Source organism: Nocardia sp. NPDC050713, from assembly GCF_040654315.1.
Classification (GTDB): domain Bacteria; phylum Actinomycetota; class Actinomycetes; order Mycobacteriales; family Mycobacteriaceae; genus Nocardia.
Window position 1 is genome coordinate 300574 of record NZ_JBFAHS010000003.1, and the last position, 19309, is coordinate 319882.

The following is a 19309-nucleotide window of genomic DNA, read 5'->3' on the forward strand; positions in this document are numbered from 1 at the left end:
CTCAGGTTCGGGGCGTGCGGTGGAGGCGGTGCAGTTCCCGCATCGCGCCCGCCAGTTGGGGTGCGGGGCCGTCGGTGGGGATCCCCGGCGCGACCTCGTTGATCGGGAGTGAACGAACGGGGGCGGGTGGAACTCCCAGGTCGCTGAGCCATTCGGTCAGCTGCGCCGCCGAGCTGGCGTAGACGATCCGACCCAGACCGGCCCAGGCGTGGGCGGCCGAGCACATCGGGCAGTGCTCGCCGGAGGTGTAGACGGTCGCGGCCGCGCGGGCGGCGGGGTCGAGGTTGGCGATCGCCCAGTGGGCGAGTGCGAGCTCGGGATGCCGCGTCGGGTCGCCGCCACCTTCCTCGTTCCTTGCCTCCGCGACGATCCGGCCCCTGCTGACGAGCAGTGAGCCGAACGGCGCGTTCCCGGTGTCGAGCGCCTCCCGCGCCAAGTCCACGCAGCGCCGCAGGTAGCGGAGATCAGCATCGTCGACCATGCTCCGAGCCTAAGCGTCCGCATTGTTTGCCGGTGGTGAACTGTGGCTGATCCACGCGCTGTAGCAACCGGGTTGTTGACGCCGGTAGCTACCGAGGACCGGTGCAGGCCTCGGCAGAGCCGCGCTTCATTGCACTATCTGGATATGCGCATCCATCGATGTTGGACCGCCGCCACGCCTTCGTCCTCATCGCCATCCGCCGGTAGTACTACGCAAGGAGGGGAGAGGTCAGTCCGACGTGCGCCGAGTGGCAGTAAGCGAGCCGAGCAACGCCAGCGCCTCGGCACTCGGCGACGACGGCTCGGCGTGGTAGACGACCAGCTCCTGCCCGGGGCTGGAGCGCACGTCGAAGGTCTGCATGGTCAACTCGAGCGGTCCGACGTCGGGGTGGTTGAACCGCTTGCGCGCCAACGCTTTCCCGCGCGCGTCGTGCCGGGCCCAGAGTTCGGTGAACTCGGGACTCGCGTCGAGCAGTTCGGTGAGCACTTGGCCGACGCGCGGATCATGCGGCGCCGCACCGTATCCCAAGCGGAAACCGGCGACGACGTTGCGGGTGACGGCGGACCAGTCGCGATAGAAGGTCCGCGCGGCCGGGTCGGTGAACACCAGCCGCAGCAGGTTGCGTGAATGACTCCAGCCGCAGAACAGTGCGTCGGCGATGGCGTTGGCGGCGAGGACGTCGTAGGCGCGGTTGTAGACGACCGCAGGATTGTGCGGCCAGGCGGCGACCAGTTCGAGCAGGCTCGGGTCGACGCGGTCGTCGTCGGCTTCTCGGGTCCGCGGGCTCAGTCCGGCGAGCCGGAATAGGTGCTTGCGAGCGTCCTCGCCCAATTGAAGCGCCGCGGCCAGTGCGTCGACGACCTGCGCCGACGGCCTGCGCTCCCGTCCTTGTTCGAGACGGGTGTAATAGTCAGCGCTCATCCCGGCGAGCAGCGCCACCTCCTCACGTCGCAGACCCGGTACGCGCCGATATCCGCCCGCCATTGGCAGGCCGGTTCGCGACGGTGCGACTTGTTCGCGCCTGGCCCGTAGATAGGCGCCGAGTTCGGTACCGGTCATATTCGCATCGTAGGGCGCGGACGTCCCGGGTTCGGGGGTGCGTTACTCCCAGGAACGTTTCGGTCTGCCAAAGGGTGATGCAGGGCGGTTCACGACGGTTCGGGTACGGGAAAGTCGTTGGCACCCATCCGATTACCGGCGATGACGTTCTTGACCGGTATGCGTTGCGGGAGACCGAGGTTGCTGTTCTGTGTGAAGGGCGGGATCGGATCGTCAACGGGGAGTCGCAGACCACGATCGTCACCGACTGGAACGCTCGGGGTATGACCACGTCCGAGGGCAAGCTGTGGCGGGTGGGCAAGCTCAGTGAATTGCTGCTGTTGGAGGCGTATGTCGTCTACGACCTGGGTGAGCACACCGACGCGAACGGGCAGCGGTGCGAGTGTCTGGACAACCCGGAGGGCAATGGGATTCGGGTGCATGAGCGTACCGGGACCCGGCATCGGGCGCGGTGGCCTGCTGTGTTCACCCGTGCCGAGCATGACGTCATGCGAGCGGCGATCAAGGCACACAGCCGGGCGAAGGATCCCGATCGCCCGCGTGCGCGCAACGGTCAGTATTGGCTGACCGGATTAGCCGAATGTGGCGGTGTGGCCAGAGGGCGGCGAGCGGGCCGGGCAGCGGTGCGGTAGCTGGTTGGTGGGTTCGCAGTTGGAGCGTGAACGCAAGAAGGGCACCGTTGTTCAGCGCCGGTATGTGTGTCGGGCGAAGGATTCGGCGAGGGTGGCGTGTGGGTGCGGGCGGGTGTTCCGGGATGCGGGTGCGTTGGAGATGTACGTCGCGCAGCAGGTGATCGCCGCCTACGAGCACCCGGAGATTCTGGCGCGGCTGGATCGCGGGAACGACAATGCCGGGCGCATCGCGGAACTGCAACAGCGTATCGAGACTACGGCGGGGAATCTGGATGCCGAAACCGACCGCCGCACCGAGGTGCTGACAGGTGTCGGTGACGCCGACGACTTGCGGGTGATCGAACGGACCATCGCGGGGCTGAAGCAGACGCTGAAAGCGCTTCGTGGGGGGTTTCGACATCTGGACTCGCCATCGCCACGATCGGCCGCATGCGACTATCGTTTGCCCCCGAACGTCTATGGCACGGAGTCGATCGCACCGTGTTCCGAGCCGAGGTAGCAGGGGGAACCGTGTCTGAAACCAACATTGAGCAATCACGGAAACTCGCGCCCGCATTGGATGAGGTGTCGGTCGCGATCGAGACCCGATCACGCCCACTGCTCCACATCGCACTCAGTCAAATACGGCTGCCTCTGTCCCGAGAGTTGAAGCGGACTCGGGTTGTGGTGGCGATGATTGCCCCCCTGCTCTCGGCGATGCTGGCGGGTTGCGGTCCGCCCGAAACAGCGAGCGGCGAAGCGCCGCAATGGGATCCCTGTGCAGCCTTCCCCGAATCGGCCATGCAGCAACTCGGGTTCGATTACAAGTCTCGAGTGCAATCACCTGGCAGAAAATGCGCCTGGGTGAACTCGGCAACGGGCTATGCGCCGGAAGTGCAGTACCAGACGAAGGATCGCCTCGATGACTGGAAGTCGGAGACCGATGCTCTTACCGAGGTCGACATCGGCACATACGCGGGCTACCGCTACCGCTTTGCAGGCGTCGAGCCTCAGTTCATGTGCGCTGTGCGTCTTGAGACAGAGAACTCGAATGTTGTATTCAACGTAATCAACCAACTTGCTGGAGAAGAAGATCCCTGCATCGTCGCCACTCATGTAGCGACCGCGCTGGTCAGCTACCTACCGCCTGCTGGATAGTGCCGCTTCCACTTGAAGCTAGATTTGGCATACTTTCCCCGTCATAGCCATCCGCCGCACTCGAGGTGGTCGGGCACCTCGTGGTTAAGCGTGTCACGGGCGCTCTGAGCTCAGAGCCACTCGATCGCCCTGGAATCGGCATTTGAGGAGTGTGCAACCGATATGTCACCCCGGCGGGCAGCGCGACCTCCTCACGTCGTAGACCCGGTACGCGCCGATATCCGCCCGCCATTGGCAGGCCGGTTCGCGACGGTGCGACTTGTTCGCGCCTGGCCCGTAGATAGGCGCCGAGTTCGGTACCGGTCATATTCGCATCGTAGGGCGCGGACGTCCCGGGTTCGGGGGTGCGTTACTCCCAGGAACGTTTCGGTCTGCCAAAGGGTGATGCAGGGCGGTTCACGACGGTTCGGGTACGGGAAAGTCGTTGGCACCCATCCGATTACCGGCGATGACGTTCTTGACCGGTATGCGTTGCGGGAGACCGAGGTTGCTGTTCTGTGTGAAGGGCGGGATCGGATCGTCAACGGGGAGTCGCAGACCACGATCGTCACCGACTGGAACGCTCGGGGAATCACCGCCTCCGAGGGCAAGCTGTGGCGGGTGGGCAAGCTCAGTGAATTGCTGCCGTTGGAGGCGTATGTCGTCTACGACCTGGGTGAGCACACCGGCGCGAACGGGCAGCGGTGCGAGTGTCTGGACAACCCGGAGGGCAACGGTATTCGGGTGTATGAGTGTCCGGCACCCGGCACCCGGCACCCGGCACCCGGCACCCGGCACCCGGCATCGGGCGCGGTGGCCTGCTGTGTCACCCGCGCCGAGCATGACGACATGCGAGCGACGATCGTACTGAAGCAGACACTGAAAGCGCTTCGTGCCGAACAGGATTCGTTGCATGGCGCGCAAGCTCTCGCGGTGCTGGCCGATATCGGGTCCACACCGGGCGAGTCGCGTCAGGCCGTGGGATACGAAGGGTTCGCGCTGGCGGCACGAGGCTGCTGCGCGGCTGGTCGAGAAGGTCATCGTCGAACCCGCGCGGGTGTATGCCGCGAAATGGGTCGATCAGAACGGCAAGGCGTGGCGGTTCGACACCTCCTCGGTCGAGATCGTGTGGCGGGATCATCGGTCAGGAGTCATCGGAAGCGGTGATCGATTACCTCGCGTGGAAGCTGTTCGGGGGTCGGGTAGGTGATCAGCACGCGGCAACCATCCGGGTCGACGCCGTCGACGAAACTGATCCCGTTCGCGGTGCTGGTATGGGTACTGGGGTAGTGCGCGCGCATTCGGTGTTCGATGCGATCCAGTTCTGCTTTGCTGTCGGTGGACCAGATGAGGTGCACGACGCCCAGGTCACCGACGTAGCGCCTGGCAGGCATCCCGCTCACCCGTAGATACAGCTGGAAGCCTTCGGGTGTCAAGAGCAGCGCGGCGTCCGGCTCGTGAATCGAGACATGGCATTCGAGCACGTCGCAGTAGAAGCGGATCGAACGATCCAAATTCGACACTTCCAGCAAACACGACGCGGCACGCACAGTACCCATCTGGTTACCTTTCAGTAGCCTCGCCCAATCCCTACGCTATCTGTGCTGTGCTGGGCAAGCTGCTTCACGTCATCGAGCGCCGATAGCTGACATGGCGTCAAGAACGCCCACATCTCTCGAGCAGTCGTACTCGCCGATCTCCTTGCGCGACCGGACAGATCCGCCGAACCGTGACCGGCCGAGACGAGACACAGGCGGGCCGCGGAAGCCTCTCGCCGAACACAGCGCACGCGTCTACGGCTCGAGTCCATTATGGAAGGCGGTCCGGCGTCTTGGTCCACGACCTTCCTGGTCGGGTCGGGTCGTCTGATCGTGCTGACGTCGATTCGACACAGGAGCGGCCGATGGTGACATTGGATCGGTTGGCGAACATTCTGGGTGGTTACGGGGTCCGTTTGAGGTTGGGTTCGGTTCCTCGATCCACCCCATTGCGCAGCGTGGTGATCCACGGTGCCGATGAGGACACCGCGGAAGTGGGTGATGTGCTGCTGGGGATCGGGGCACGCTCGGTCTCGGAGGTGGTGGACTGGGCAGTGTCGGCACGGGCTGTTGTCGCGCTTGTACGAGGGGGTGCGGAGACCGAGGACGAGCCGCGGGTCGAGGGTGTGGCGGTGATGGTGATCAGTCGCGAGGTGGCCTGGAGCGAGGTGGCCGCGGTGGTCTATGGGTTGGTGCTGGAAGGCCGTGAGACCGAGGCCGGGCGGGGCCCGACCGATCTGTTTGCCTTGGCCGACAATCTGGCCGACGCAGTCGAGGGGGCAGTGACGATCGAGGATCGTCAATCTCGGGTCCTGGCCTATTCCAGGGGGCCTCAGCAGCATCTCGACCCCGCATGGGTCGAGACGATCCTGGGCCGGGAGATGCCGCCGTGGTTGCGGGCTCTGTTGGATGCTCACGGTGTTTTCGCGCATTTGGCAGCCTCGGTAGAACCGTTGTTCGTTCCCGCGCAGGCGGAACGCGGTCTCACGGGGCGGATGGTCGTGGCGGTACGTGTGGGTCGGCAACTGCTGGGCTCGGTATGGGTGTCGTGCCCAGCACCGTTGCGGGGGGCTCGGCGCGCGGCTTTGGTCGATGGGGCGCGCACGGTGGCGCTGCACCTGTTGCGGTCGCGGGCCAGCGCGGACCTGGAGCGTCAGGTGGAATCCGACCTGGTGATCGGTTTGCTGGAGGGTGCCGCGGACGCGGCGACGGTGGCCAGCAGGCTGGGGTTGGCGTTGGAGAGTTTGCGGGTGATCGCGCTGCGAGCTCGGATCGGCGACGAGCAGCATGCCGCACTGCTGCAGGTCTTCGAACGCGCGACAACAGGATTCGGCTGGTCACGTCCGAGTCGCAGCGCCCTGGTCGGCGACACTATCTACACCGTGCTGCCCGCTGATCAAGCGGTGACGGCGCGCCGCTGGATGAGCGAGCTACAGACGGCGCTGCCCGAGCGGATGACAGTGCTGGCCGGTATCAGCGGTGTTGCCCGGGCCACGGAGTTGGCGTTGGCGCGTCAAGAGGCTGAGGAATGCCTGGCGCTGCACGAGGCACGCTCGGCGGATACCGCACCGCCTGCTTATGACGAGTCGTGGGACGAAATCTTGCTGCAACGCCTTCGTACCGCAGGGCTTTCCGGGCGCACCCCCGCACGGGGGCCGGTGTCGGAGTTGCAGCGCCACGACCGCGCGAACTCCACCCAGTATGTGGCGACTCTGCGCGCCTGGTTGCAGTCCCAAGGCGACCCCGCCGAGGCGGGCGCCCTACTCGGCGTGCACGAGAACACCATCCGTAACCGGCTGCGCAAGATGGCCGAGGTGACCACCCTCGACCTGGACGATCCCCGCAAACGCCTGGCGATGATGATCGAACTCGCCGCCACCGACAACGTCTGACAACCCTGCGTTGTGCCCTCGCCACAATCTCGACGCCTCGATTGTCGGAATAGCGCAACTGATCACCTCGGCAGCCACGCCATCATTGGAGGTGTGAGCAGAAGTCGCAGGTAGGAGCAGCGAAATGGTGGGCATCGATCAGATCGACAACCGACCGTGGCCAGCCATCGTCGTCAACACACCCTACGGACCTGACGCGCCGCGCGAATCCGATCGCTGATTCGGCACTGACCCGCGTAGCCGTGGGTCCGAGCGACTGAAAAACCCGGCCCGCTCTCAGAGCCCGCGCGTTGTCAGGGGCGGTACGCCGCCCTGGCCCGCCCGCCCCTGCCGATACCTCCCGGCCCCAGCAGGAAGGAAACCTACATGACCAGCACCGCAGGCGTCTGGATGACCCCTCGAGCCTATGACCGGCTTCGGACCGAATTACTCGAGCTCCACGCGCAACGCGACGCCGAAATGTCTGATGAGGGCAGTGACGACTACGCACTGGGCCAGGCTCTGCGTTCCGCGCGCCAAGCACGTATCCGCCGGATCCACCAGCTGCTGAGCAACGCCCTCATCGGTCAGAACCCGCCCGACGACGGAGTAGCCGAACCCGGCATGGTCTTGACCGTCCGCTACGACGACACCGGAGAGGTCGAAACGTTCCTGCTCGCGGTACGCGAGGCCCAAGACAGCGAGATGGAGGTCTACTCCACGCACTCGCCACTGGGCAGCGCCATCGCCGGAGCGCGACCGGGCGAACGCCGCACCTACCGCGCCCCCACCGGCGCCACCATGGCAGTGACGCTGCTACGCGCGGTCCCCTACCTGCTGACCGACCCAGCCTCCGGCGAGCACGAGGACAGCCCAACCATGGATCTGTCCTCTCGCGCCGAGCTAGCAGCCAGTTGAACGGAGTTGAACGGAATGAAGGACATGCAGGTGAGCGAGGTGATGCAACGACCGATCATCGCCTTGCGGCACAACAACACAGCACGCGAGGCGGCGCTGATGCTTGCCGAACTGGGTTACGCGGCGTTGCCTGTTCTCGACCAGAACGATCGCCTCGTTGGGATACTCAACAGCGGTGACCTCTTGCGGGCCGGTGAACTCGATGACACCGTCGCCGCGGTGATGACCACGCCGGCGGTGTCGGTGCCCGGTGGCGCGGCACTGGTCGAGGCCTTGAACAGGCTGATTGCGCACGGACTTCGCAGTCTGCCGGTCGTCGATGCCGACAGCCGCGTGGTCGGCATGTTCAGCCGCGGCGACGCGTTGCGAATCATGCTCACTCCCGACGACACACTCGCTGCCGAGGCACAGAATCGCCTCGATCAATACACCGGCGCACGGCGCTGGCGTGTCACCGTCGATGAAGCCGACGCCACCGTCTGCGGCCGGTTCGCCGACGAATCCGAACGGCGCATCGCCATCGCCCTGACCCGCACAGTGCCCGGCATCCGCACCGCAACTATCGCGACCACACCGGCCGCTGCGGTCACATCCGTGCATTGACCTGACAATCACAACAGCGGACAAGCGGTTCAGCATGAGCGTAATCCCTGTCCGCCTGATCGGATCCACGCCCGCGCGGCTGCTGCGCCGTGCCCGCTGCCCGGTCACCGTCGTGCCTTGACAGCGGGGCCGTCGACCTCGTGAGCCGATCGGGTGGAGCACCCACGGCTGGCGGCGCCGATAAGTGCCTGGGCGCTACACGGGGGACGTTCCGCGGATCGTGTCACTCGGCCTACGACCCTGCCTTGGGCGACATCTTGCTGCAGCGTCTGAAGACGGCGCGCGGGCAAGCAGGACCCCCGGAGCGTGGAGAAATCGGACAAGTTACGCACCGACAATTGGCGCAGCCGGACAGGCGCAGCCATCCGGTGTAAACGATCCTGGGGTTGTCAGCGAATATTCCGATCGCGTGGAGGTGGTTATGCACCGGGCGCCGCCAGGGCGGTCCCTTCCTTCTCACGTGACCACATCTCGAACAACTTTCCAAACCATCAGCCCCGGAGATCCGGATGACCTACGCACACCCCATCTCACCCGCACGCCTCAACGATCACCTGCCCGCCCTGCACGCCAGACTGAACCAGCAACGCCGCTTCCGCCTGCAGCAGTTGGCAGAACTCGAAGCCGAACTCGACCGCGCCGCACCCACGAACGCGGCTGATGCCGCCAGGCGTGATGTCACCATCAAGTTGGCCAAGGCAGCACTACAAGCGTTGGCCGACATCGAGAACACGCTCACGCTCATCGCTACAGGCCGTTACGGCCGTTGCCGCCGCTGTCACGCCGAGATACCGATTCACCTGCTGCAGACCATCCCTGCTACCCAGTGGTGCCTGGATTGCCGAAGGCATGTCCCTGCCTCCGACGGTTCCCGCCCGATACGCCGCCAGCCGCCCCGCGCAGCCGTCCGAACGCCGCGACGCGACTTGCTCGTACACGCCCGAGGCCACACCCGACCATTGAGCAAGCGCCTCAGCCAGACCGCTCTCGAGTAGATCCTGTATTGCCGCTGAGCGCTCGGCTGCGCTAACGGGCCGACGTCGCGCTGGGAGGCCCCTCATGCCGGTGAGCGCGCCCGATCATCGGTTGCTCTGGCGCGCCGAGAAGGGCAGGCGCCGTTTATAAGTCGGAGTCGACCTGGTCAGCTTCCGTCGACTACCTCGTCCAGCGCCGCACGTGCCACATCAATGAACTCGTGACGCGCGGCCATGTAGCTCAGTCCAGTCGCTTCGGCCGCCCAGGCTCGTTCATGAGCGTCTTCTGCCGCAGCCGCGTGTGCCTGGCCGAATTCTCGAACCTCTCGGACCAAGTCGGCCTGCACTTCGATCAGTTTGCGAGCTGCCTCAGCCACGCCCGATGGGCCTTCGAGCAAGACCCTGTTGCCGCGTTGTTCCGCGTCTTCGAACAGATGCCGGACCTCCGCTACCCGCGCTTGCTGAACAGGTACAGGTTCGGTCGCGGCGGCCCGGCGGTCGCGGAAGTACAGCTGAATGGCTCGGTCTGCGGCGTCGACGGCATCGAGGAAGTCGAGGTAGGCGGATTGGCGGCGTTCACGTCGCCGATTCACTCAGCGCCCAGGAGGTATTTCGAGTGCCAGACAGGCTGTCCGACCGCGCGATAGGCGGCTAGCGGACGTTCATTGTGGATGAAGAAGATCGCTGTCGTCAGAACTGCTGGAGCGCACCGTTTGCGGTCGAGGCCGCTCGACCCGACCAGTCGGCCCGGATGGTTTGTCAGGACCTACTCGGCTTTCGCTGCCGCTCGCCTGCCGAGGTTCATCTCCCGTCACATCGCATGGAAACTCGATCCGCTGTTACTGCGACTCACGCGTGGCCGCATGGCAACAACCCTCATCTTCCCGACTGCGATCCTCGAGACCGAGGGCGCCAGGACGAAAGCTCCGCGACGCAACGCCCTCATCTACTTCCTGGACGGTGATCGCCTTGTCATCGCGGCGTCCAACGCGGGCAGCGCGACCAATCCCGGTTGGTACTACAACCTTCTGTCCAATCCCGACGTCGTATTCGCTGGGGCCCCGATGCGGGCGACCGTGATCCACGACGAGGCCGAGCGCCAACGACTCTGGACCATCGCCGATCGGGTCTTCCCGGCGTACATCTCATACCGCCGGGAGGCGGACCAGGCGGGCCGAACCATCCCGATCATTCAACTGACCTCGACGAGACCTGGTCGACCCGCCTTCTGAAAGACTGCCGCAACCCGACACCGAAGTCTCTGTCCAGCTGGTGCAGATGCTCGCTCATCGGCATGGTGGTGCATTCGGCCGGCCCAGGTGGGCGATCCGAACTTGTAAGCGGCTATTACAGGATGGCCGCCCCAGGGCCGTGCTGCAACGCTCTTTGGCAAAGTTATCGTCTGCCGTCGGCAAGCGCGCGCGGTTCACCACCGAGCAGCGGATCGCCATGGCCCGCAAGGTCACTGGCGAATATTTCGAGCGTTCGTGCAAGCATCCGCGGCTTGATCAGGCGGTGCCGGTGTCGTAGCTGGCTCGGTTGTCGAGCACGTCGTCCATGTGTATCTCGGCCCAGCTCTTCACCCCACGCATCATCTGGCGCAGTGAGAGACCGAGTTCGGTCAACTCGTAGCAGACCGTGACGGGCACAGTCGGCGTCACGGTGCGGGTGATCAGACCGTCTCGTTCCAAGGAGCGCAGTGTCTGGGTGAGCATCTTCTGGCTGACGCCGGCCAGTTGGCGGGACAGCTCCGAATAGCGCATCGAACCACCGTCACCGCCGAGCGCACACAGGATCAGCGTGACCCATTTGTTGGAGATCCGGTCGAGCAGTTGGCGGCTCGGGCATGCCGCCAGGAATGCGTCGTATTGCGCCTTGGTCTGTGCCCGTTTCTGCGCCGCTGTCTGTGTTGCCATCGACCGCTCCTGTGATCCGCGAGTGCATTACGCACTTCGAAGTGCGTACTTCCTATCGGAGAGTTACACCTCCATTCTGGAGCAACGTTCAGTTGTGCACCACCAACCAGCTCGATACGAAAGGAACAGTCATGGGCATGCAGTCCACCGCGCTTCCCGGCGGTACTTGGTCCCTGGGGGATCTGACCGTCAGCAGATTCGGTTACGGCGCAATGCAATTGGCCGGTCCGGGGGTCTTGGGGCCACCGGCCGACCACGACGGCGCACTCGCGGTCCTTCGCGAGGCGGTGGACCTGGGCATCACCCACATCGACACCGCCGATGCCTACGGACCGCATGTCACCAACCGGCTGATCCGGCAGGCGCTGCACCCCTACCCCGAGTCACTGCACATCGTGACCAAGGTCGGCGCGATCCGTGACCGGCAGGGCGGCTGGCCCCCGGCCCGAGAGCCCGACGATCTGCGCCGCGCCATCGACGACAACCTCGAAACCCTCGGCGTCGAGGCGCTCGACCTGGTCAACCTCCGACTCGGCGATGCCCAGGGGCCCCAAGCCGGCTCGCTCGCCGCGGCGTTCGAGACGCTCGTCGAACTCCAGCAACAGGGGCTGATCCGGCACCTCGGGGTCAGCAACGCGACCACCGAGCAGGTCGCACAGGCGCAGTCGATCGCCCCGATCGTGTGCGTGCAGAACATGTACAACCTGGCCTACCGCCACGACGACGAGCTGATCGACCGGCTCGCCGACGAAGGCATCGCCTACGTTCCCTTCTTCCCGCTCGGCGGATTCAGTCCCCTTCAGTCCTCGGCACTTTCGGCCGTAGCCGCCAGGCTGGACGCGACGCCGATGGCAATCGCTCTGGCCTGGCTGCTACAGCGGTCGCCGAACATCCTGTTGATCCCGGGTACCTCCTCGGTCGCGCATCTGCGCGAGAATGTCGTCGGCGCGAAATTGCCGCTCTCCGATGAGGAGCTCGTCGAACTGGACAAGATCGGCCACTAGCCACCGATCCGCTTTCACCGCAGCCAAACAACAAGGCAGGAAAAGCGTCCCATCGCCGACAGCCGACTACACACCATTCGGCTAGTTGGAGGCTGGTGCCAGGGTCAACCGAGATTTCACCCCGGCGAGCAGGGCCGACTGCGCACTCCTACAGGCCCGGAACAGCCCGCGCGATCAGCGGCTTTACCGAGCGTCCGGGCTGCTACCTATGGGTTTTGGTATTGGCCGTCGGCGGCCGCGGTGAGTCGGCGGGCCAGGGCGCGTACGGCGTCGTTGAGTGTGTCGGGGTGCTCGATGATGAACGGGCGGTTCAGGCCGGCGAGCAGGGCGGGAATCCAGTCGAGTTGTTCGGCGCGGATTCGGATCCGGACCCACGGTTCGGTGTCAGCGGGCTGCGAGTCGATCTTATGCACGGTCGCGATCGTCGCAGGGAGCAGCGGGCGGACCTGAGTGAGTGTCCCCATGACTCGGATCGATACCTCGTGCCGATAGGGCGCGTTGGCCAATGCGGACAGCAGATGAGCGGCTGGCTCGAATCCGGCAGGCGGAGCGAACGTTCCGGGCTGTGTGCTCACCGCGGTGATGCGGTCCAGCCGGAACTGGCGTAGTTCGTCACTGCTGCTGTCCTCTCCCGTCAGGTACCACCGGCCGGAGTGCTCGACGAGCCCGTACGGGTGCACGGTCCGCTGGCTGGACCGCCCGTTTCGGTCGGTGTACCCGATTGCGACCGGTCGGTGCTCGCGGGTGGCCTCGGCGAGCCGGAGCAGGACGGGGGTCTCGACAGCCACTTCCGGGCGCGCGTCGGCGGTGAATTCGACGGTGTCGATCAGTGCGTCCAGCCGGGCCGTCAGACGTGGGGGTAGGACGCGGCGCAGTTTGGCCGTCGCGCTGTCGGCCGCGAAGGTGGCAGTTGTCGACCGGCTGGTGAGAAGTCCGAGCAATACGGCCACCGCCTCGTCGTCGGTCAGCATCAGCGGTGGCATTCGGTATCCGGGAGCGAGCCGGTATCCCCCGTAGCGGCCCCGCACCGATCGGACCGGGATATCCAGGTCGGTGAGATGGGTGACGTATCGCCTGACGGTGCGTTCATCGACGCCGAGCCGTCCGGCGAGTTCGCCGACGGTATGAGTACCGCCGGTCTGCAACAGCTCGAGCAAGGCCAGGACTCGGGCGGTGGGGCGCGTCATCGGGAAATTCTCGCATCCATACTGGGCGGAAACTGTCCGGTATCGGCTCTACCGTGGCGTGCGGCGGTGGAACCCCCGCCTCATCCGACAGCAGGAGCACACAATGAAGCTCGTCTCGATCCGTCTGATCACTGACGACATCCAGCGGCTGGTCAGTTTCTATCACCACGTGACCGGCGTCGAAGCACACTGGGCTACACCGGATTTCGCCGAAATCGTCACACCGGCCGGCACCCTCGCGATCGGAAGCACCCGCACCGTGGCGCTGTTCGCGGCAGGCAGCGCGCACCCAGCCGACAATCACACGGCGATCATCGAATTCCTGGTCCCCGACGTCGATGCCGATTACCGGCGGTTGCGAGATACGGTCGAGGATTTCGTCAACGAGCCCACGACGATGCCGTGGGGGAACCGGTCTTTGCTGCTTCGCGATCCAGACGGCAATCTGATCAACCTCTTCACCCCGGTCACCGCGCAGGCCGCCGCGAAGTTCGCCGGTTGACATCGGGGCTGCGGCACGAACAGGGGACAGTGGTGACCTGGCGCGCCGATTGGGTTCCGGTCGAGGTGGCAGCGGTGATGGGTGTCTCTGATCGACTCATCGAGAGTGACCCGGTCGGCGGGATCATCCGGGGTGGAACTGTCTCGCCATTCCGACCGGCTCGGTGCCGGCTCTGGAATCCATTCGCCCACGTACACCTGACATTCCGGACGGCTGTGTCGTCGGAAGGTCGTGACACTGTCAGCAAAGCAGGAGTTCTGAAAATGATCAGAATCGGCATCATCCTCGGCAGGAGTTGACCATGGCCATGACCAACGTTTTCCAGCGTGCAACCGATGAGAAGTCAGCCACCGTCGCACGAAACAACCGGAACTCGAGCCGGATCCGATCCATCGCCTTTTGGGTCACCACGCTCGTCATCGTCTTCGAATTGGTTGCGGGATCGGTGTGGAACCTTGTGCCGATCGAATGGATAGAAATCCAGTTGCAGCATCTGGGATACCCGCACTTTCTCGCCTACGTGCTGGGTGCGTGGCAGGTCGGCGCCGCCGTCGCGATCATCGCGCCCGGGCTCCCCCTGATCAAGGAATGGGCGTACGCGGGCGCTTTTTTCCTGTGGTCGGGTGCCGTTGCGTCCCATCTGGCAGTCGGTGACGGTATCGAGTCGTGGTCGGGGGCAATGATGTTCGCGATCTGCGCCATCGCGTCGTGGATGCTGAGACCGGCCGACCGGCGGCTCCCGCGGACGCGCCTACGTCCGGACCGCACTGCTGACGCTGGACAGGACGGGGCGCGTTTGCCGGAATCCAGTGTTCGAGGTTGGGCCGTTGCGATCGGGGTCCTCGTTGTTCTGTATGCGGTTTCGTTCCTCACGCTGCCCGTAGTCGAAGACGTCATGCACGAGAACGCGATTCAGCTCGGCTGGATCGAGGACTAGCGTTGCCCGCCGTAGCGGACGTCACCAGCGAGTGAGCAGTCGAGCACGGCTGGTTCGAGGGCAGCGGCCGGCAATGTGGCCGCTGCCCAGGGTGTTCACGTTTCCGTAGCCTGAACCGGTTGGAGTTGTGAATATCGGCTGCGGACCCGGTTCGAGGTGGGATTTCGCGGGTCGGTCCGCCGCGCCGTCGGTTGCTGCGATCATCGGATACCGCGATGTGGGTGGCGCTGGGTTGGGCTTGCGGGTTGCCGCGACGACGGCGGTCGCCCTGGTGATCGAGTTCGGGGGTCGCGAACTGATTGCCGACGACGCTGGCGAAATCGTCTCTGGCGCAGTGTGACAGGTCGACGCGGACGCCGGATCCCGAGGTGATCGCCGCCTGGCATCGCATACTCGCCTCCGGTGGCCAGGCGAAGGTCGGCGAGCTCGCCGAATCCTCGGATGGAGCCGTAAACGGCTATGGGGTACCGGGCCTGGGGAACATTTTTCCAATCCCCGGCCTGACCGATCGGTCGATAGTGGTGTTCTCCTCGGGTGCGGTCGGCGAGCCGAACGCAACTCGAACCCCCACACTGATCGACGACAAAAGGACACGTGTCGTGACCGACACCCTCAGCCCTGAAACCACAGCACGAAATACCGGACAGCAGTCAGCGGCAACGCGAATACTGCTGGCCTGTGGAATCATCGCTCCACTGCTCAACATCAGTGTCGTTCTCGTCCTCGGGGCGATACGCCCTGACTACAACGCCTTGGTGGTCCCCGACAGCAACCTCGAACTGGGGCCTGGTGGGTGGATGCAGATAACCAACTACATCGTCACCGGAGCGCTCCTGCTCGCTTTCACCGTCGGAGTGAGGCGGCTGCTGCGTAGCGGACGTGGAAACACCTGGGTCCCCATCCTGCTCGGCATCTATGGCCTCACCTTCGTCGCCATCGGGCCTGTCCTGCCCGACCCTTCGCTGGGGTACCCACCGGGAGCGTCGGAGGAGCTGACCATTCACGGCGCCATCCATAGTCTCCTCGGTCTGGTTCAGTTCACTTCGCTGACCGCGGCTTGCTTCGTGCTCGCACGACGCGACGAGGCACTCGGAAGCCGCGGCTGGTCCCGATATTCGAAAGCCACCGGCCTTCTGGTCGCCACCTCATACGTCGCCTTCGCCCTCACCGCCAAATTGGTGGACGGGGGACCCGCAGGGCTCATTGAACGGATCGGGATCATCGCCTGCGGCATTTGGATCGCTCTGTTGGCGATCCGCCTGAGATACGCACCGAGTTCGGCACCGGTCATATCCGCATCGTAGGGCGCGGACGCCCCGGGTTTCCGGGTGCGTTACTCCCAGGAACGTTTCGGTCTGCCGGGGGCGGTCGAGGGCTTCGAGAGTGGAAGTCGCGTCGACCGATTGGCGATGCCGGTGTCTCGCCGATGTGGCGGTCACCGTGACCGACCCAAGGGAGAGAACATGACCGACTCCGTCGCCTTCGTCACCGGTGCGAGCAGCGGCATCGGACGCGCCATTGCCCGTCGGCTCGCCGCCGACGGTATGCGCGTTGTCGCCGCGGCGCGGCGTGTGGACTTATTGCACGCGCTCGCCGACGAGAGCGGAGGCGCGATCGAGCCGTGCGAACTCGACGTCACCGATCGGGAGGCCGTTCGTTCCGCCGTCGACGACGTTGTGGCGCGGCACGGCCGACTCGATGTCCTGGTCGCCAACGCAGGTGTGATGCCGCTGTCGCGGCTGGACGCGGGCCTCGTCGATGAATGGGATCGGATGATCGACGTCAACATCCGCGGTCTGCTGCACGGCATCGCGGCCGCGCTGCCGCATTTCCTCGCCCGAGACAGCGGCCATCTGGTGACGGTGGCGTCGATCGGCGCGCACGCGGTCAGTCCGACCGCGGCCGTGTATTGCGGGACCAAATACGCCGCGTGGGCGATCACCGAGGGTCTGCGGCTGGAGGCGCCGCCCGGAATCCGGGTCACCACGATCTCGCCGGGTGTGGTGACCACCGAACTGGCCGAGTCCATCAGCGACCCGCAGGCCAAGGCGTTCATGGCCGAGTACCGTCGCGACGCGATCGCACCCGAGTCGATCGCCGATGCGGTCGCCTACGCGGTCGGCCAAGCGCCGGACGTCGACGTCAACGAGATCGTCGTCCGGCCGGTTCGCCAGCGCTGAGGCGTCAACTCTGCGGTCGCCGTCTACCGGGCCAGTAACGGGCCTGCACCCGAACACGATTCGACCGGTAGACATCGGCGCGCGGAGGGGACGAGCATGATGATCGACCCGCGATGCGGTGGGGCCTCGCCTCGGTGCGGCTCCACCTCGCGCTCGCTTTCCGCGTTCAGCACATGATCAGCGCGCGGTCGGCATCCGGGATCCAGCTGGAGTCCCCTCACCGCGCAAGTGTGCGACTCGGCGTGCATATCCGCGCCGGAACCTGGTCCTGAGCTCGCCTCAGACCGGAGGTTTCGTGTTCGGCTCGGCCAGCTATCAACGTGCGATCTTCGAGCCGGTCGTCCACCTGGTCAACGGCATCGAGCTGCTCGAATCCCAGGGCTGGGAGCTGGTCAGCGTGGTCGAACGGAACATCGAGAACGTCTACTACATGCTGGCGTTTCATGCGCCGGGCCTGATGTAGGTCGTTCGAGGGAGGGTGTCTTCCGGCTGGGCTATCGCCGATGCGAAGGTGCTGTCGCGCTCGACGGCGCGTGATGGATCAGTCCCGGTAGATCGTCACGTAGGCGTTCGTCGCGGTCCCGATGCTCAGCGGGCCCATGCACGAGGCCGTGCCCCGGCCGGACGGGCCGAAGGAGCCACTCCACGAACCCTGGTAAGGGCCGATGGCCATGAGCGGAAAGGCGTTGGGCACACCGTGCAGGCCGAAACACTCGACGATCAGGGCGTACTCCCGCCCGGCGGGTCCGTCGTCGTGGCACGTCGCCGTCGCGCCGACCAGGTCCCGCGTGACAACGCAGTCCTGCGGCGCGGCGTGGGCCGCACCGGATCCGAGCGTGGTAGCGAAACCCGAAACAACGGCGGCGGCAACGACAGTTGTCGTCCTTCTCATGCGAAATCCTCTCTGCCACATTGCTTCGCTGTCACCTGACCATCGATTGCCCACCGTGCGGCGTTACGGAGCACAGGGAGCGCCGGGTCTCCGGGCTGACGCGTTACCGGCGGCACGTCAACCCATGACTTCAGGTCGATGTTCGAGGTCTCGGTGACCGGCACACGCCGTTATGGTGGACCGATGGCATCGGTCAAGCAGGTCCAAATCACTTTCGACTGTGCGGAACCCGAGCGCGTCGCTCGTTTCTGGTGCGAGGTGTTGGGCTACGTCGTACCGCCGCCGCCGGAGGGGTTCGCTACGTGGGACGAAGTCGATCGCTCGCGTCCGCCTGAGCGTCAGGGTTCGTCGTTCGCCTGCGTCGATCCCTCGGGAGCGGGCCCGCGACTGTACTTCCAGCGTGTTCCCGAAGGCAAGGTCGTCAAGAATCGGGTGCATCTCGATGTCCGGGTCGGCACCGGCCTCGTGGGTGAGAAGCGCCTCGCCGCACTGGAAGCCGAGTGCGCACGACTGGTCGCCCTCGGCGCGGTACGCGTGCGGCTACTGTCCGCCGATGGCTACGACGAGTCGTGCATCGTGATGCAAGACATCGAGGGCAACGAGTTCTGTCTCGACTGAGGTGGCCGCCTCACAGGCTGTCGATGAATTTCATGAAGCGCGGAATCACCTGGTCCGGATTGGCCCACAGCAGATCGTGTCCAACGCCCGGGTAGGTTTCGACCTCGACGGTCGGGATGCAAGCGTGGGCACGAGCGGCCCCGTGCACCGGATCGCTGACGATTGTCTCGGCGCCGTAGAGGATCAGGCTCGGCGCGGCGATGGCGGCCAGCTGTTCGTCGGTGAACGGCCGATCCCACGGCACTCCCGACCGGAACTTCGTCGTCGCCATGGCTACCGCGAATTCTTCGTCGGTGTGCTCGAGTCCTGGCATCAACCACTTGGTGAGCTTTCGCATGCGTTCGGGAGTCGGCCGCATGCCCGCCATCAGGAATTTGACCAGCAGCCCCACCCTCGGCCTGGCGAAGGTGGCTCCACTGGGCTCGATCATGGTGAGACTGGCCAGGCGTTCGGAGTGGTACACCGCGACCACGCCGGCCAGCCAGGCGCCGTAGGAATTTCCTGCGAGGTGCACTCGATCCGCACCGAGACCGTCGAGGACCGCGACCAGCCAAGTCGCGATGTCCTCCGCATCGCGCAGCGGCGCGGTCTGCTCACACCGCCCGGCCCATCCGATGACGTCCGGCGTGTAGACCACACGGTCGCGCGACAGATCGCCGATGAATCGGTGCCACGCCATGCCGTTGCCCCCGATGCCGGGCAGCAGCACGATCGGCGCGCCCTCGGCGGCTCCTGATTTGCGGACTCGTGTTGTGCCGAAAGGTGTTTCGACATCGATGTCGATCGAGGGCACTGGCCATCGCGCTGCCACGGTGTCGTAAGCGCGAAAGAAATCCGCCTTCGCTTCGGCGCTGGTGAATCGCCCGATCTTCGGCACGAGC

24 protein-coding genes and 1 pseudogene are annotated in these 19309 nt (G+C 65.2%); 16 read left to right on the top strand and 9 right to left on the bottom strand.

The genetic code is table 11. The features are described 5' to 3' along the window. Position 1 precedes the first annotated feature (1 nt). Positions 2-481, bottom strand: a complete 480-nt coding sequence (locus tag AB0H49_RS07910) for a nucleoside deaminase (protein ID WP_355002332.1) — start codon at positions 479-481, stop codon at positions 2-4. A gap of 228 nt (positions 482-709) precedes the next feature. Next, positions 710-1540 (bottom strand): helix-turn-helix transcriptional regulator, encoded by an 831-nt coding sequence (locus AB0H49_RS07915; protein WP_357248566.1) that lies wholly within the window; start codon positions 1538-1540, stop codon positions 710-712. A 77-nt stretch (positions 1541-1617) separates the two neighbouring features. Between AB0H49_RS07915 and AB0H49_RS07920 the strand changes: the two genes are divergently transcribed. From AB0H49_RS07920 to AB0H49_RS07930, 3 genes are all read left to right on the top strand, one after another. Next, on the top strand, positions 1618-2172 hold the full coding sequence (locus AB0H49_RS07920; RefSeq protein ID WP_357248568.1) for a recombinase family protein: 555 nt from the start codon (positions 1618-1620) through the stop codon (positions 2170-2172). A gap of 139 nt (positions 2173-2311) precedes the next feature. After that, entirely contained in the window at positions 2312-2671 is a 360-nt protein-coding gene (locus AB0H49_RS07925; RefSeq protein ID WP_357248571.1) for a hypothetical protein, read from the top strand. Between the two features lie 11 nt (positions 2672-2682). Further along, the gene (locus AB0H49_RS07930; protein ID WP_357248574.1) at positions 2683-3309 is read left to right on the top strand and encodes a DUF3558 family protein; all 627 of its coding nucleotides are present in this window, start codon (positions 2683-2685) and stop codon (positions 3307-3309) included. A gap of 163 nt (positions 3310-3472) precedes the next feature. Here the strand turns inward: AB0H49_RS07930 and AB0H49_RS07935 are convergent. Further along, positions 3473-3616 (bottom strand): annotated as a pseudogene (locus AB0H49_RS07935) (transcriptional regulator); the annotation flags it as partial. A 77-nt stretch (positions 3617-3693) separates the two neighbouring features. Between AB0H49_RS07935 and AB0H49_RS07940 the strand changes: the two are divergent. Next, positions 3694-4455: a hypothetical protein gene (locus tag AB0H49_RS07940; protein ID WP_357248577.1), complete on the top strand. Its 762-nt coding sequence runs from the start codon at positions 3694-3696 to the stop codon at positions 4453-4455. Here AB0H49_RS07940 and AB0H49_RS07945 read toward each other — a convergent pair. Then, positions 4440-4847 carry a VOC family protein gene (locus tag AB0H49_RS07945; protein ID WP_355002335.1) on the bottom strand — a complete coding sequence of 136 codons (408 nt, stop codon included), beginning with the start codon at positions 4845-4847 and terminating at the stop codon, positions 4440-4442. The two genes, AB0H49_RS07940 and AB0H49_RS07945, sit on opposite strands and share 16 nt — an antisense overlap. A 344-nt stretch (positions 4848-5191) precedes the next feature. On the opposite strand from AB0H49_RS07945, the gene AB0H49_RS07950 reads away from it, so the two are divergent. From AB0H49_RS07950 to AB0H49_RS07965, 4 genes are all read left to right on the top strand, one after another. Further along, the gene (locus AB0H49_RS07950) at positions 5192-6718 is read left to right on the top strand and encodes a helix-turn-helix domain-containing protein (protein WP_357248580.1); all 1527 of its coding nucleotides are present in this window, start codon (positions 5192-5194) and stop codon (positions 6716-6718) included. A 366-nt stretch (positions 6719-7084) separates the two neighbouring features. Then, the gene (locus AB0H49_RS07955; RefSeq protein WP_357248583.1) at positions 7085-7615 is read left to right on the top strand and encodes a GreA/GreB family elongation factor; all 531 of its coding nucleotides are present in this window, start codon (positions 7085-7087) and stop codon (positions 7613-7615) included. A 15-nt stretch (positions 7616-7630) separates the two neighbouring features. Then, on the top strand, positions 7631-8218 hold the full coding sequence (locus AB0H49_RS07960; RefSeq protein WP_357248586.1) for a CBS domain-containing protein: 588 nt from the start codon (positions 7631-7633) through the stop codon (positions 8216-8218). A gap of 509 nt (positions 8219-8727) precedes the next feature. Beyond that, positions 8728-9213: a TraR/DksA C4-type zinc finger protein gene (locus AB0H49_RS07965; RefSeq protein ID WP_355002339.1), complete on the top strand. Its 486-nt coding sequence runs from the start codon at positions 8728-8730 to the stop codon at positions 9211-9213. A 146-nt stretch (positions 9214-9359) separates the two neighbouring features. On the opposite strand, the gene AB0H49_RS07970 is transcribed toward AB0H49_RS07965, so the two are convergent. Beyond that, positions 9360-9785 (bottom strand): hypothetical protein, encoded by a 426-nt coding sequence (locus tag AB0H49_RS07970; protein ID WP_357248589.1) that lies wholly within the window; start codon positions 9783-9785, stop codon positions 9360-9362. A gap of 270 nt (positions 9786-10055) precedes the next feature. On the opposite strand from AB0H49_RS07970, the gene AB0H49_RS07975 reads away from it, so the two are divergent. Next, positions 10056-10424: a nitroreductase/quinone reductase family protein gene (locus AB0H49_RS07975; protein ID WP_357248592.1), complete on the top strand. Its 369-nt coding sequence runs from the start codon at positions 10056-10058 to the stop codon at positions 10422-10424. Positions 10425-10700: 276 nt separating this feature from the next. Here AB0H49_RS07975 and AB0H49_RS07980 read toward each other — a convergent pair whose 3' ends face one another. Further along, on the bottom strand, positions 10701-11108 hold the full coding sequence (locus AB0H49_RS07980; RefSeq protein WP_357248595.1) for a helix-turn-helix domain-containing protein: 408 nt from the start codon (positions 11106-11108) through the stop codon (positions 10701-10703). A gap of 137 nt (positions 11109-11245) precedes the next feature. Between AB0H49_RS07980 and AB0H49_RS07985 the strand changes: the two genes are divergently transcribed. After that, on the top strand, positions 11246-12112 hold the full coding sequence (locus AB0H49_RS07985) for an aldo/keto reductase family oxidoreductase (protein WP_357249047.1): 867 nt from the start codon (positions 11246-11248) through the stop codon (positions 12110-12112). 206 nt (positions 12113-12318) lie between these two features. Here AB0H49_RS07985 and AB0H49_RS07990 read toward each other — a convergent pair whose 3' ends face one another. Beyond that, entirely contained in the window at positions 12319-13299 is a 981-nt protein-coding gene (locus AB0H49_RS07990; protein ID WP_357248598.1) for a YafY family protein, read from the bottom strand. 103 nt (positions 13300-13402) lie between these two features. On the opposite strand from AB0H49_RS07990, the gene AB0H49_RS07995 reads away from it, so the two are divergent. The 5 genes from AB0H49_RS07995 (at position 13403) to AB0H49_RS08015 (ending at position 17381) form a co-directional block, all read left to right on the top strand. Then, positions 13403-13801: a VOC family protein gene (locus tag AB0H49_RS07995; RefSeq protein ID WP_357249050.1), complete on the top strand. Its 399-nt coding sequence runs from the start codon at positions 13403-13405 to the stop codon at positions 13799-13801. A gap of 301 nt (positions 13802-14102) precedes the next feature. Beyond that, positions 14103-14738 carry a DoxX family protein gene (locus AB0H49_RS08000; protein ID WP_357248601.1) on the top strand — a complete coding sequence of 212 codons (636 nt, stop codon included), beginning with the start codon at positions 14103-14105 and terminating at the stop codon, positions 14736-14738. Between the two features lie 368 nt (positions 14739-15106). After that, positions 15107-16042, top strand: coding sequence for a DUF998 domain-containing protein (locus AB0H49_RS08005; protein WP_357248604.1), 936 nt, complete (start codon positions 15107-15109; stop codon positions 16040-16042). 159 nt (positions 16043-16201) lie between these two features. Next, entirely contained in the window at positions 16202-16918 is a 717-nt protein-coding gene (locus tag AB0H49_RS08010) for an SDR family oxidoreductase (protein WP_357248607.1), read from the top strand. Between the two features lie 295 nt (positions 16919-17213). Then, positions 17214-17381: a hypothetical protein gene (locus AB0H49_RS08015; RefSeq protein WP_357248609.1), complete on the top strand. Its 168-nt coding sequence runs from the start codon at positions 17214-17216 to the stop codon at positions 17379-17381. Between the two features lie 78 nt (positions 17382-17459). Here AB0H49_RS08015 and AB0H49_RS08020 read toward each other — a convergent pair whose 3' ends face one another. Next, entirely contained in the window at positions 17460-17810 is a 351-nt protein-coding gene (locus tag AB0H49_RS08020; protein ID WP_355002350.1) for a hypothetical protein, read from the bottom strand. Positions 17811-17993: 183 nt separating this feature from the next. On the opposite strand from AB0H49_RS08020, the gene AB0H49_RS08025 reads away from it, so the two are divergent. Beyond that, positions 17994-18428 carry a VOC family protein gene (locus AB0H49_RS08025; protein ID WP_357248612.1) on the top strand — a complete coding sequence of 145 codons (435 nt, stop codon included), beginning with the start codon at positions 17994-17996 and terminating at the stop codon, positions 18426-18428. A gap of 10 nt (positions 18429-18438) precedes the next feature. On the opposite strand, the gene AB0H49_RS08030 is transcribed toward AB0H49_RS08025, so the two are convergent. Beyond that, on the bottom strand, positions 18439-19305 hold the full coding sequence (locus tag AB0H49_RS08030) for an alpha/beta fold hydrolase (protein WP_357248615.1): 867 nt from the start codon (positions 19303-19305) through the stop codon (positions 18439-18441). Positions 19306-19309 lie beyond the last annotated feature (4 nt).